The sequence below is a fragment of the Rhizobium sp. BK661 genome (assembly GCF_024808825.1).
Lineage (GTDB): Bacteria > Pseudomonadota > Alphaproteobacteria > Rhizobiales > Rhizobiaceae > Rhizobium.
The window spans coordinates 26,220-39,275 of record NZ_JANTYT010000017.1 but is presented as its reverse complement, the minus strand read 5'-3'; the positions used below and the strand labels follow the sequence as shown (position 1 = coordinate 39,275).

Sequence of the window (13,056 nt, the reverse complement as noted above, 5' to 3'; positions counted from 1 at the left end):
AACCCATCAAAAGGTCTTCAGGAATTCGATGAGGGCGCGCTTGTCGTCGTCGCTGAGCGGTGGCTCGCTACCAAACGCCTTCTCGTCATCACTGAGCCCGTCGACGTCGTTGAAGGCCGCTGTTCCGAAATAGTGGCCCCTGTTGACCTCGAAATCGGTACACTTGTCGAGCGCCAGCATCGCAGGCCCATGTTCGGCGAAATGACGACGCAGTTCCTCGTCACTGGCGTTGTCAGGCACCGAGGCAAGCGAGGCTTTGAGCCCGTGCAACAATCCGACAAGGCGCGCGGTATGGTCGACGGCCTGGACTGGATCGTGCGTCTCTGCCAACGGCCGAATATTGGCGATAAGATTGACAGGCACGCCCTGGGGAATGGGTCCGATGGTGATGTCTCCGCCTTGCGTCACCAGCCATGGCAGCCAACGATGGAGAGTGCCTTGGAGCGGTCGCAGGATCTCCGGCACGAAACCCTGCGGCAAAGTTATGAGACTGCGTGCGGTCGTACGGTCGATCCTGTAGACCCCGTCCTTTCCAAGCACAGTGTCCTTCACCCGTCTTTCAGGCCATAGCATCTGCTCGATCGAAGCCTGGAAAACCTTCATGCGGGCATCGACCGAAGGACTTTCATCGAATGGTCCGACGGTATTGTTGAGGAGATACGGACCGGTCGACCACAGGCTGACCAGCGAAGGAACACGGGTATAACCGCGTCCTCCGTCGGGCATTGCAAAGGGTCGGCGCTGACCCTGAAACGGATCTCGTACGGTGATTGTCCCGACCGATGGCAAGTGCTTGTAGGACTGTGACGAAAAGTTGTCCCATATATTGCCGGCAATCGCGTTTGTCGCCAGCGGGCTGCAGGCGTTGGTCCTTAGCAGCGTCACCGGGATGCGCAGTTCGTTCGACAGGAAATTATCGTCGAGGAAGTCAGGCTGAAGCACAATCTGGGTCATCTGCTGCTTGTAATCCGCAGTCTTCGTCCAACCCCAATAGGACTTAAAGCAGTCGATGTAGCCTGGACCATTGCATTGAGCCAGATTGAGACCCGCGGGCAATGGCGGCATCTTGCTCGAATGGCAGCGGGCACACGTGGTCGCGAAAACCGACCTCCCGCGCATGAGGACAGCTTGGTCATTGCTGAGGTAGGCAGCGCCCCCGGGGGCATCCTTCAGAAGATCCGGCCGAGTTGCCTTCAGGAAGAAGAGCGCAGTGGCAGGTGTCATCATCTCCGTGGCCTGCCAGTAGCTCGACTGCTTCTGGGCATCTGCGATCTTGATTGGCGAAATAGGCTTGCCGCCGACCACTGCATTGAAGTGCAGAAGCCATTCCTCACTGAAGAGGCCGATGTTGAGATAAACGCGATTGAGTGCTCCAAGCGCTCCCACTGCGTCCGATCCATCCTTCAGCACACGCGGGGTGAACACTGTGTCGGGCGCGACAAAGGACTGTATCAAGGGTCCCTCATGCAGGTAGTCCTTGAACTGCTTGTTATCCTGTTCGCCCCCGGCAATCGTTTCCTTCCCGAGTTGCTGTGCCAGCGCCAGGCGGTTTGATACGTTGTAGATCGCATTCATGGTGCGTGGATTGTTGATATAGTCTGTGGACACTAGGGACGTATCCATCGCCCCGGGGCGGTAGGTATGGACCAGCTGGAACATGAAGTTCGACTTGTCGGCCGAGTAGATGAACAGCCTGTCGACCCACATGTACTGGGCACCAACCGTCGAGCTCAGGTCCGCCCATTGCGGATGTTCTGGATCTGCCGGAGGGTGAACCGGGCTTGGCCCGATATGGCAGAAGCCGCAGGACATGCCGACCCGATACGGACGCACGAGGTTCTTGTCGTTATAGTAGGTGGGGTCGTTGTAATAACGATTTCCGTCCCATCGCTCCGCTGCGGCCTTGTCGAATTCGGGATTGGGAAACAGTCGCAGGCCAACGATGCCGGACGGCTCTCCATAGAACGAACCAAGTGGGACGCTGTTTCCGCGCGCGCCGATCGCAACACCCGGATACTTCTCGGCGTTGGCGAACGGATCGGGCGGACAATCGGATCGGCGCACATCGAGCCGCAGCCCGTATTTCGGATCTGGCGCCGTGGCCTTGTCGAAACATGGTTCGTTCAGGAGGCCAAGAACCTTCCATCGCGTGTCGCGATCAGAGCTGACGATCTTGAGGAGATCGAAGCTTCCGAAGGTGGCCTTGGTCATGCCATCCCAGAAGCGGTCGTTGCCACCGGACCAGACGATCCAGGCATTACGCCCTTTGATCTCGTCTCCTGTCAGGGCAACGCCACGGTCCATGTCATGAAAATAATCCTCATCCGCAGCTGGGAACGAAGCCGCATTGCGACCGGCAGCCTTCGCCTCGTCGGCAACATTGCCGGAGCGAAACGGCGGATACCACCAGTCATGGATGACCGGATAGAAAATGAGCGCGACCGACAGGAGAACGATGACACCCACGCCAACAAGGATGCGAAAAAGCCACTTCACGTCACGCCCCCCGGTATCAGGCGCGTGGTGTAGGGTCTACCCCCTTAATGCGCCCGCGCTTTCATCTGCTTCATTCCGGTCCGCATTCGCATCGACTTCTCTCCAATGTAACGAAGTTCGCCATGAAGTAGAAGAAAATTTATCGCGACACTTGAAGAACCCCCCATGCCAGCGTGCGCCACCGCCCCAGGTCCCTCAGGCGACTGCCCTCGTCCCGCTCGTTCGACTGGCACTCGCTCCTGGCTTTCGCTCGTGCTTTGGGCATGTTGACCTCGCCGGACGGGAGCCTTCATCCAAGCCGCTGGACGAAGAGCCCCGATGGAAGGAAGGCTGATTGGTCGTCTCTCTATGAGAAGGTTCAGAAGGAACTCGGCGGAAACGCCTGGATGGTTGGGCGCGTAACGATGGCCGAAATCTCGAAAGCGACGGCTCATCCCCCAGCCGTCCCAGCAAGCGCCAGGCGGCCCACACATTTTGCCAGGCCGGATGCAGAAAGCTTCGCAATCGCGCTCGACCCTTCCGGAAAATTGCATTTTGCCGCCGGCGAACTCTACGGCGACCATGTCGTCGTGCTGCTCGGCTCCGACGTATCGGATAGTCACCTGGCGGAACTGGCCGCTTACGGTGTTTCCTATGTCGTTTCCGATGGACCTGATATTGATGTGGGCGAAATGCTCGATGTGCTCGGTGAAGAACTTGGTGTTGACCGCATCGTTCTTGAAGGCGGGGCGCGGATCAACGGTTCGCTGATGACGTCGGGTCTTGTCGATGAACTGAGCTTGATCGTCGCCCCGGCACTGGAATCAAGGCGGGGAAGCGACAGGGTCATCGAGTTTGGCGAGGAAGGTCTGGCGGGTAAGGTCGAGCTGTCGCTGATTGAATGCACTCCCCTCGGGAACGGTGCGCTTCATCTTCGCTATGCGGTTCTGAAGCAGAGCGGCGCAACCTAGTCGATCAGCGAGCCATTGGGTCAATTCAGGCAAGCGCCCCTGTTGCCTTGATAGAGGAAGCCTGACAATTGTCGGGCTCCCGTCGGTCCGGCATGATAGAGACAGCGAGATCCCCTCAACATTGGCAAGCCAGTTCCCGCATCGCGTCGCGCGCCACGTGAAAGCTGCCAGCAGCGTCAGCGATATCGTGAAGGCCTCCGTACCGGAAGAACTGGAATCCTACGGCGTGCGTGCAGCAACCGGTAGGGGACTGACCGCGACACGCGAACCGCGCTGAGGGACGCGACAATCGACCGGATTGACCTCACCCAGTCTGCCGGCTGTATATTAGCCGCACTGAATGTTGTCGTGACGCATTCGGGGCTGCCATGAGCAAACAGGACGCCAGTCAGACAAGCGATGGAAGCGGATTCTATGGTCCGCAATATTCCCGTACACACGGCCACCTTGCAGCGGAAATACGCCGGGAGGTCTTCGGCGACGACATCGGCCAGGAGAGTTGGCGGTCCAGCGCCGAGCAACACGAAATTGGCAATTTCCTGGCCCTTAATGGTGAAAGCCGTGTGCTCGATGTTGCATGTGGTGCCGGCGGTCCATCCTTGGCGCTTGTCGAGCATTTGACCTGCAGCCTGGTCGGACTCGACCTCGAAGCCGAAGGCGTCGCGCACGGCAACGCGCTTGCCAAGCGGCGTGGCCTCGCCGACCGGGTTACCTTTGCGGTATGTGATTGCAGCTCCAAGCTGCCGTTCGAAGACAGCAGCTTTGACGCTATTCTCTGCATCGACGCGCTCTGTCATCTGCCGAACCGTTTTGAGGCGATCTCCGATTGGGCCCGCCTGCTTTGCGGCGCCGGACGCCTTGTCTTTACCGACCCGTTCGTGGTTACCGGTGCGCTTTCCAAGGGTGATGTCGACGGGCGTTCGGCATTGGGGGCAAACCTTTTCTTCGTTCCGCCGGGGCTGAACGAGGAGGCGATAACCGCAGCCGGATTAAACCTCCTCAACAGGCTCGATCGCGCCGATGCAGTCGCAGTGATCGGCTCCCGCTGGCATGACGCTCGACATCGCCGGGCCGATGTTCTCCGCCGCGAAGAAGGCGACGCGTTTTTCGAGCGACGCCAGTTGATGCTGGCGACAGCTGCAAGGCTCGCCCAGGACAAGCGCCTGTCGCGCTTCCTTTACGTCGCCGAAAAGCCGCTATGACGTTCCGGAAGGAACGCAAATTCCGGCGAATGACGACAGCAACAAAATGCACGCCGGCCGCCACCGATGCGCTAAAGCTTCATATTTGCGCCGGAGGCACCGCGCCAGCATATGGCTTGCAGTGCCAGGCAATGGCCTTCATGCGGTCGGCGATGCATGGCGCGTCTGCCGCCAGCATGTCATCATGGGCGCACTGGTCGTGTACCATTGCCAGATTGTCATCAGGCGTTCGCGGCCATTGCGACCGTGCCCGGTCAAGCCTCGCACGAGATCAGGCTCCGGCCTACTGCGCGATAACCGCCGCGCAGTCTCCCTGCTTGATCAAGCCTGGAAAATGGCGAGCGGCGAGAATGCCATCGATCTTTGCCACCAGCCCGACCGGCGGCTCGCCTGTCCTTCCGACAGGATGAATCTTGACGACGACGTCGCCTTTCCTGACGCGCTCACCGAGGTCAACGGAGAACTCGGCAAGGCCCGCGCTCTCGCTGAAAATGAAACAGTCGCTATCCGGCATATCGAGCCATTGTGTCGGTTTATGATCAATTTCGCCGCTCACGACGCCCGCCCGTTTGAGCACGTTCATGACGCCGCGCTTGGCGATCGCGGCGCTCAGCGCCGTTGCCGTACCGCCACCCCCGAGCTCGGTCGTAACGAAGATCTTGCCCATCTCCTCGGCCGCAGTGTCGTACATGCCGACCGCGTCGATCTCCAGCATCTTCATCGAGTATGGAGCGCCGAAAGCTTCCACGAATTCGAAGCCCTTCCTCTCCTGATCCTTGTCCTGAAGGATGTGGGCAGCGCAGAACGGCAGAAAGTCAAGCGTCTTCCCGCCGGAGTGAAAGTCAAGAACGATGTCGGCAAGCGGCAAGAGCGTGCGCTGGAAGTAATCGGCAATCTTTTGCGTAACCGTGCCGTCCGGTCTGCCCGGAAAGCTGCGGTTCATGTTGCCCTTGTCGATTGGAGATGTCCTCGTTTCGGCGGCAAACGCCGGATAGTTCATCGCCGGAACGATTATGACGCGACCGCTGACGACCTCAGCCTGCAAAGTCCTTGCGAGATCGAAGAGCGCAATCGGCCCTTCGTATTCATCACCGTGATTGCCGCCCGTCAGAAGAACCGTCGGCCCTTCCCCGTTCTTTATGACGGAAATCGGAATCATGACCGACCCCCATGCCGAGTCATCGCGACTGTAGGGCAGCCTGAGGAAGCCGTGCTGGATGCCCGCGGCATTGAAATCGACCGTCGCGCTGATCGACGACGGACGCAAATTCGTCTCACTCATCGCCGATCAATCCTTGACCATCAACTTGCGCGGAACATTGGCGAGGCACTCCACACCACTATCGGTGATCAGGATGCTTTCCGTCGTCTCGAAACCCATGTCCTCGAGCCACAGGCCGGTCATGAAATGGAACGTCATGCCGGGCTTCAGCTCGGTGCGGTCGCCGGGACGAAGGCTCATCGTGCGCTCGCCCCAATCCGGCGGATAGGACAGACCGATCGGGTAACCAGTGCGGTTATCCTTGACAATGCCGTACTTCTTCAGAACCGCGAAGAAAGCGTTGGCAATGTCCTCGCAGGTGTTACCAGGCCTGGCGACCGAAAGACCGGCTTCCATTCCCTCAAGCGTTGCCTTCTCGGCGTCGATGAAGGCCTGCGTTGGCTTGCCGAGGAAGACCGTGCGAGAGAGCGGCAGGTGGTAGCGATTGTAGCAGCCGGCAATCTCGAAGAAGGTGCCCTCGCCACTCTTCATGGGCCGGTCGTCCCAGGTGAGATGCGGGGCCGAGGCTTCGACGCCTGAGGGCAGCAGCGGCACGATCGCCGGATAGTCCCCGCCAATACCATCGACACCACGCGTGCCGGCATCGTAGATCTCGGCGACCAGATCGCACTTGCGCATCCCGACCTCGATCTTGTCGAAGATGCGCGCATGCATGGCTTCGACAATGCGGGCGGCATTGCGCATGTACTTGATCTCGGTCGGGCTCTTGACCGCTCGCTGCCAGTTGACGAGTGCCGTGGCATCCACAAAGCGGGCGTTTGGGAGATGCTTTTGCAATGAGGCAAATGCAGCTGCCGAGAACCAGTAGTTATCCATCTCGACGCCGATCGAAAGCTTTGCGAAGCCACGATCAGCGAGGATGCCCGAGAGGTAATCCATCGGATGTCGCTCGGTCGATTGCACGTAGTGGTCAGGATAACCGATGATGTTCTCATGGCTGAGATAGGCGGTCAGCTTGGCGCCGTTGGCATCTTGTCCGCGGCCGAACCAGATTGGCTCGCCTGACGGCGGAACAATCACGGCCTGATGGACGTAAAAGGACCACCCGTCGTAACCCGTCAGCCAGGCCATGTTCGAGGGGTCGCTGACAATCAGCAGCTCGACGCCCTTTGCTTCCATTGCCTTGCGGGTCTTTTCCAGCCGAAGGCTGTATTCGTCGCGCGAAAATTTAAGATTCGGTTCACTCATGCTCGTCCCTCCTTGTCCGGTGCAGCACCGGATCAGCTTTCGAATGTCATGCCGGCCCGGGCGGCTGCAGCCCGCGAAAAGGCGAGCGTGGCGATGGCGGTATCCTGGATCCCGGTCCCGGTCAGGTCTGCAATGGTGATGCCTGAAGCGTCGGTCCGACCGGCCACCCGACCGGCAATAATCTGTCCGAGCTCCGGGAATTCGGCATACTCGCCGACCAGACCGATCGAGATTGCGTGATGCAACTCTCCAAGCCGACGGGTCTGCTTCAGGCTGTCGGCAACATAGGGTGACGCCATCGCAATCGCCGCAGGTTCGACTTCGTTCTTATGTTCGGCATCCGACCCCATGGCCGTCAGATGCTGGCCCCGCTCTAGCCATTCAGACTGGATGATCGGCCGTTCCGCAGGAGTGGTCGTCACGATAATGTCGGCGCCGCGAACCGCGGTCCTCGCATCGACGATCGCCTCGACCCCAATTCCGAGCTTTGCCGAACACTCGGCCGCAACCGCCTGTGCCTTTTCGTGATCGCGCGCCCAGATGCGCGCATTGGTGATGGGGCGGACGAGCGTCAGCGCCTCGAGCTGCAGTTTTGCCTGCATGCCGGCACCAAAGATGGCCGCGACCGTTGAATCCTCGCGCGACAGATGTCGCGCCGCCACTGCGCCCGCAGCAGCCGTTCTCACATCCGTCAGATACCCATTATCGAGCAGCAGAGCTTGTACGAGCCCCGTCCGGCTCGAAAGCAACACCATCATTCCGTTCGTGCTCGCCAGGCCGATCTTTGGATTGTCAAAAAATCCCGGGCTGATCTTGATCGCGAAGCCGTCGACACCAGGGACATAAGCCGTCTTCACATCGACCTCGCCCCGATGCTCGGGAATATCGAGCCTCAGGATCGGTGGCATCGACACGGCCTTCGTGGCAAGCGCCCTGAACGCGTCCTCGACGCAACCGACGGCCTCCAGGTCCAGACCGATGATCTTTCTGAGATCAGCTTCGCTAAGAATCACCATCGAGCTCATGCGGCGCACCTCCCCGAAAGAGCCGTTGCACCGTTGATCACGCGGCGATGCAGGTCCATGTCAACGTTCCTGCCAGAGAGAATGACGACGATCGGCCCGGATGGAGTGATCTTGCCCGCCAGGAGAGCGGCGATCCCGACAGCGCCGGCGCCCTCCACTATCTCGCGCTCAGCATCGTAGGCGTGAAGCATGCCCTTTGCGATTTCGCTCTCGGACAGCAGAACGACATCGTCGAGCAGATCGCGGCACATGGCAAAGGTCAGCCGGTTCGTAAGGCCTATGCCGCCGCCAAGCGAGTCCGCAAAGCTCTCTTCCTCGATAACCTCGACGGGCCTGCCGGCATCGATGCTTGCCTTCATGGCAGCGCCGTGCTCCATCGAAATTCCGACAAGACGGATCGCCGAATTGATGGTCTTCAACGCAGCAGCCACTCCCGATGCAAGGCCGCCACCCGACAGCGGCACGAGAACGGTGTCCACATCCGGGCAGTCCTTGAAAATTTCCAGGCCGAGCGAGGCTTGACCGGCGATCACGCGCTCGTCGTCGAACGGAGGGATCCCGACGAGCCCCTCTTCGGCGACCAGTCGGTCGACCTCACATTGGGCGTCGTCCTGCGAGTTACCGACGATGCATATCGTCGCGCCGAGGCGGCGGATCTCCGTGATCTTGTTTTCCGGTACGAGCCGCGACATGCATATGGTCGTGGCAGTTCCTGCTGCTCTGGCGGCATGGGCAAGGGCTCGCCCGTGATTTCCCGTCGACGCGGCAACGATCCCACGCGCTCGTTCCTCTGCGGTCAGCGACAGGACGGCGTTGGTTGCCCCCCTGAGCTTGAAGCTACCGGTCGTCTGGTGGTGCTCGAGCTTCAACTTCACAGGGCAGCCGGTGATCTTGCTCAAGGCATTCGATGAGACGAGCGGCGTGTTGCGCACGTGCGGAGCGATACGTTCCGATGCGCGCATGATATCCTGAAAACTGACCGTGGACGCAGCGGGCATGGCATCAGTTTCCCGGAACCGGAAGCGTCATCAGACTGGCGAAGCCTCGATCGGCCCTCTTGTCGCCGCACAGACTGAGGCACGCCCATGCCGTTGCAAGATTACTGCTGACTACCGGCTTTCCGACTTTCTTCTCAATGCTGCCGGCGACCCCGGCGGCGCGAAGGGCCGTGCAGGAAATGAACAGGGCATCAGACCCCGGCGCCATCGCTTCAACAGCGAACGCTTCAATCTCGTCCGGTGCAATGCGTGCCATTTCCCTGTCGTCGGAGAAACCGAGGCACGTAAACCTGTCGATCTCGAAGCCGAGGCCTGTGAAATACTCCGCCATGGGAACGGCTGTCTCGGCGACGTAGGGCGTCAGGATCGAGATCCTTCGAGCACCGAATGCCTTCAACGCACGCACCGAGGCTGCCGTCGGCGTCACGACCGGAACGTCGGGCTTTGCGGCATTGATCGCCTTTTCGATCTCGCCGTCACCGATCACCACGGACGCGGACGTACAGGAATACATGATGGCGTCGAGCGGCTCTCCAGGCAGGATAAGGCCAGCACCTGCCGTCAGGGCCGGCTGCATCTTCAGGAGATTTTCTGGCGTCGTCGGATTGGCATAGTGGATACGGCTCACGTAAATGCCAATGCGATCACTGGCGACCATGCGCTGGAAGTCGACTTCCGTGGTATGGTCGGTTGCCAGGATGATGAGCCCGATCCGCTTTGCAAGCGGCCGATCGTCGAGACGCGGACGGCGGGTTGCCATGGTGATGTCGTTGTTCGTCGTCATATCAGTCGTCCATCCGGGCATAGCGTTCCTCGAGCCAGCGCAAGCCGATCACGGAAATGAGGCTGATCACGAGGAAGAAGACGCCGACGAGTGTCATCGGTTCGATATAGCGGTAGTTGCTATTGGCAATACTCTTTGCTTGGTTCATCAACTCGAGGACGGTAATGGCCGACAGCAACGGCGTTTCCTTGAACATTGCTATGAAATAGTTGGCGAGCGCCGGGATCATCGGAGGGATTGCCTGCGGCAGGATCACATGGATCCAGGTCTGGCGTTCGGTGAGATTGGCCGCCTTGGCAGCTTCCCACTGTCCCCGCGGCACATTCTCGATACCGGCGCGATAAACTTCCGCAGTATAGGTGGCATAGTGCAGCCCAATGCCGATCACGCCGGCAACCAGCGGCGCAAGGCGGATCCCTATGTCCGGAAGAACATAGAAGATGAAATAGAGCTGCACGAGCAGCGGTGTGCCCCGAATGAATTCCGAGAAGAAGCCCACACCGCGCGACAGAGCCGTGATCTTGGACCGGCGAGCAAGCGCGATTGCAAGGCCGAGGACCCCCGCCACGATTGCGCCGAGCACCGTCGCAAGAATTGTGATCCTGAAGCCTTCGAGGAGGGTCGGCATGATCTGCCAGACAAAGTCCCAATCCCATTCCATTGCTAGGCCCTCACGCCATCAAGACCGCGCGTCATGCGGTGTTCGAGCCACCGCATGACTGCTGAGATCGCGAGCGCCATGAGGAAGTAGAGAACCAGAATGGTTGCAAACGGGATCAGCGTGCTGCCGGTCTGGGCCCGTACGACCTGCGCCTGGAAGGTCATGTCGGTCAGCGAAATCAGCGAAACGACAGCAGTTCCCTTGAGAAGCTCGATGGCATTGTTACAAAATGTCGGTAGCATCAATGGCAGTGCCTGCGGCAGGATGATGTAGCGCATGCGCTGGAAACGGGAGAGGTTGAGCGCGATGCAGGCCTCTGTCTGCTCGCGTCCGATTGCCTTGACTGCACCGCGAACGACTTCGGCACCATATGCCCCGACATTGAGCCCAAGCGCCAGGACGCCCGCCTGCAGTGGCGTCAGTGTGACGCCGGCAAAGGGCAGGACGAAGTACACCCAGAAAAGCTGCACGAAGATCGACGTTCCACGGAAAAATTCGATGTAGGCCGTGGCTAGCGCCCGTACGGCAAAAAACCGTGACAGTCGCGCCAGTCCCGCGATGAACGCCACGACCAGGGCCAGCGCTGATCCCATGAAGGTGAGTTCGACCGTCACCACAGCGCCTTGAAGTATCAATGAGAGGTAGCCGGACCATACCGACATCAAGTCGCATTCCTTGTTGCTGTCCTTCGAAACCGGCTCCGCAATGCGGAGCCGGTGCGACCGAACTTACTTTGCTGCGCAGAGCTTATCGCGGGTCGTCGACATTGCGGCCGCAGCCGAGAAGCCATAGGGTTCGATGATCTTGGCGAACTCGCCGGATTCCTTCAGCTTCTTGAGCTCGACATCGTAGGCATCGCGTAAGGCGACATCCTGCTTGCGGAACGCGGCTCCGTCACAATAGACGGGAGCGCCGACAACAGGGGCAACCGTTTCGAGGTTCGCGTCATTGGCCTTGGCGATCAGATCATGGATCGACAATACCGGCAGCGAGTAGGCATCGATTCGACCGTCCTGCAACATCTTGATGCCGCTCTGGCCGTCCGGCACGACGATGACGCGATCGCGCGGAACACCTGCTTCGAGCGCCAGCTTTTCTTCGGTGCCACCACCTGGCGCGCCGATCTTCGCATCCGGATTGCTGGCAATGTCCTTGAAGCTCGAAAGCTTAAGCGGATTGCCTTTCTTCACCGCGAACGCCTCCGCGTCGCATAGCATCGGTTCGGAATAGGCAACTGCGGCACAGCGCTCGGGTTTCATGAAGAGACCCGCGGTGATGACATCGTGGCGGCCAGCCTGCAGGCCCGGGATCATCGCGCCATATTCCGAGATGGAGGCGACGACGTCCTTGACACCGAGACGCTCGAAGATAACCCGCGCGACATCGGGTGCAGCACCCGAAACCTTGCCGTCTGCGCCGACCGCCGTGAATGGCGGCTCGTTGGCGATGGCGATGCGGGCAAAGCCCTGTTCCTTGAGCGCCTCAAGGTCGGCCGCGTGGGCCGGTATTATGGCTGCACCAAACGCCGTGGAGAGCGCAACGGCACCTAGGATAATTGTTTTTCTCATGTTCCCTGCTCCTGGTTTCTTGAATTGTCGACCTTCGCATGGCGGTCAGATGCGGTGTCCGGCCGCTATGATCTTTCGCAGGAAGCTTTGCGTGCGCTCCTGCGTGGGATTTCGGAAGATGTCGTTGGGCTTACCCTCCTCGACGATCCTGCCTCGGTCGAAGAACAGGACCCGATCGGCAAAGTCGTGCGCAAAGCCCATCTCGTGGGTGACGAGCAGCATCGTCATGTCGGTTTCCGACGCAAGGCGCCTCATGACGTTCAAAACCTCCTCCACAAGCTCGGGGTCGAGTGCCGAGGTGATTTCGTCGAACAGCATGATCTTCGGAGAGAGGGCGAGCGCACGCGCAATCGCAACGCGTTGCTTCTGGCCGCCGGACAATTGGGCAGGAACGCTTCTGGCCTTGTCAGCCATTCCGACCATCTCGAGGAGTTCCATGGCGCGACGCTCCGCGTCTGTCCGCTTGATCCCCTTGGTCAGCATTGGAGCGAGCGTCACGTTGTCGAGGACGCATTTGTGGGGAAACAGGTTGAAGTGCTGAAAGACCATGCCGATACGTTCACGCATCTTGTGTAGGTGGCGTTCGTCGGCCGCCACCAGATCCTTGCCGCGCGGCATGTGATAAAGCTGTTCGCCGTCAACCTCGATATGACCGCCGCTGATCGATTCCAGTGTCATCAGGATACGCAGGATGGTTGTTTTTCCCGATCCTGAAGGACCGATCAGGGCCAATTTCTCCCCCGGCATGACCTCCATCGATAATCCGTCGAGCACGGTCAGCGGACCGTATCTCTTGACGATGTTGTCGATGCGAATGATCGGGGTCGGCATTCATGTCTCTCCCTGTTGAGACAGCAATGCGCTAACGATGGAGATGGTTCCAAATCATGTCAATTCGCAAA

General features: G+C 59.6%; 13 protein-coding genes. 3 read left to right on the top strand and 10 right to left on the bottom strand.

Annotated features, from left to right (window positions below; translation table 11 throughout):
* Positions 1–6: 6 nt before the first annotated feature.
* Complete coding sequence (locus tag FHX16_RS24625) at positions 7–2,496, bottom strand: hypothetical protein (protein ID WP_259130881.1); 2,490 nt, start codon at positions 2,494–2,496, stop codon at positions 7–9.
* A gap of 263 nt (positions 2,497–2,759) precedes the next feature.
* Here FHX16_RS24625 and FHX16_RS24620 point away from each other — a divergent pair, with 263 nt between their 5' ends.
* The 3 genes from FHX16_RS24620 (at position 2,760) to FHX16_RS24610 (ending at position 4,648) form a co-directional block, all read left to right on the top strand.
* Entirely contained in the window at positions 2,760–3,446 is a 687-nt protein-coding gene (locus FHX16_RS24620) for a dihydrofolate reductase family protein (RefSeq protein WP_259130880.1), read from the top strand.
* A 121-nt stretch (positions 3,447–3,567) separates the two neighbouring features.
* Positions 3,568–3,723 (top strand): hypothetical protein, encoded by a 156-nt coding sequence (locus FHX16_RS24615; RefSeq protein ID WP_183757562.1) that lies wholly within the window; start codon positions 3,568–3,570, stop codon positions 3,721–3,723.
* A gap of 91 nt (positions 3,724–3,814) precedes the next feature.
* Positions 3,815–4,648 carry a cyclopropane-fatty-acyl-phospholipid synthase family protein gene (locus tag FHX16_RS24610; protein ID WP_259130879.1) on the top strand — a complete coding sequence of 278 codons (834 nt, stop codon included), beginning with the start codon at positions 3,815–3,817 and terminating at the stop codon, positions 4,646–4,648.
* A 283-nt stretch (positions 4,649–4,931) separates the two neighbouring features.
* Here the strand turns inward: FHX16_RS24610 and doeB are convergent, their stop codons facing one another.
* The 9 genes from doeB to ehuA form a co-directional block, all read right to left on the bottom strand.
* The gene (gene doeB / locus FHX16_RS24605) at positions 4,932–5,930 is read right to left on the bottom strand and encodes a N(2)-acetyl-L-2,4-diaminobutanoate deacetylase DoeB (protein ID WP_259130878.1); all 999 of its coding nucleotides are present in this window, start codon (positions 5,928–5,930) and stop codon (positions 4,932–4,934) included.
* A 6-nt stretch (positions 5,931–5,936) separates the two neighbouring features.
* Positions 5,937–7,118: an ectoine hydrolase DoeA gene (gene doeA, locus FHX16_RS24600; RefSeq protein WP_183757565.1), complete on the bottom strand. Its 1,182-nt coding sequence runs from the start codon at positions 7,116–7,118 to the stop codon at positions 5,937–5,939.
* Positions 7,119–7,150: 32 nt separating this feature from the next.
* Positions 7,151–8,143: an ectoine utilization protein EutC gene (gene eutC / locus FHX16_RS24595; protein ID WP_259130877.1), complete on the bottom strand. Its 993-nt coding sequence runs from the start codon at positions 8,141–8,143 to the stop codon at positions 7,151–7,153.
* Positions 8,140–9,141 carry a hydroxyectoine utilization dehydratase EutB gene (gene eutB / locus FHX16_RS24590; RefSeq protein WP_183757567.1) on the bottom strand — a complete coding sequence of 334 codons (1,002 nt, stop codon included), beginning with the start codon at positions 9,139–9,141 and terminating at the stop codon, positions 8,140–8,142. Before eutB ends, eutC begins: the two co-directional genes overlap by 4 nt.
* Before the next feature lie 4 nt (positions 9,142–9,145).
* The gene (eutA, locus tag FHX16_RS24585) at positions 9,146–9,925 is read right to left on the bottom strand and encodes an ectoine utilization protein EutA (protein ID WP_183757568.1); all 780 of its coding nucleotides are present in this window, start codon (positions 9,923–9,925) and stop codon (positions 9,146–9,148) included.
* 1 nt (position 9,926) lies between these two features.
* Positions 9,927–10,586, bottom strand: coding sequence for an ectoine/hydroxyectoine ABC transporter permease subunit EhuD (gene ehuD / locus FHX16_RS24580; RefSeq protein ID WP_183757569.1), 660 nt, complete (start codon positions 10,584–10,586; stop codon positions 9,927–9,929).
* Between the two features lie 2 nt (positions 10,587–10,588).
* Entirely contained in the window at positions 10,589–11,248 is a 660-nt protein-coding gene (gene ehuC / locus FHX16_RS24575; protein ID WP_183757570.1) for an ectoine/hydroxyectoine ABC transporter permease subunit EhuC, read from the bottom strand.
* Between the two features lie 66 nt (positions 11,249–11,314).
* Entirely contained in the window at positions 11,315–12,154 is an 840-nt protein-coding gene (gene ehuB, locus FHX16_RS24570) for an ectoine/hydroxyectoine ABC transporter substrate-binding protein EhuB (RefSeq protein ID WP_183757571.1), read from the bottom strand.
* Between the two features lie 45 nt (positions 12,155–12,199).
* Positions 12,200–12,985 carry an ectoine/hydroxyectoine ABC transporter ATP-binding protein EhuA gene (ehuA, locus tag FHX16_RS24565; RefSeq protein WP_183757572.1) on the bottom strand — a complete coding sequence of 262 codons (786 nt, stop codon included), beginning with the start codon at positions 12,983–12,985 and terminating at the stop codon, positions 12,200–12,202.
* Positions 12,986–13,056 lie beyond the last annotated feature (71 nt).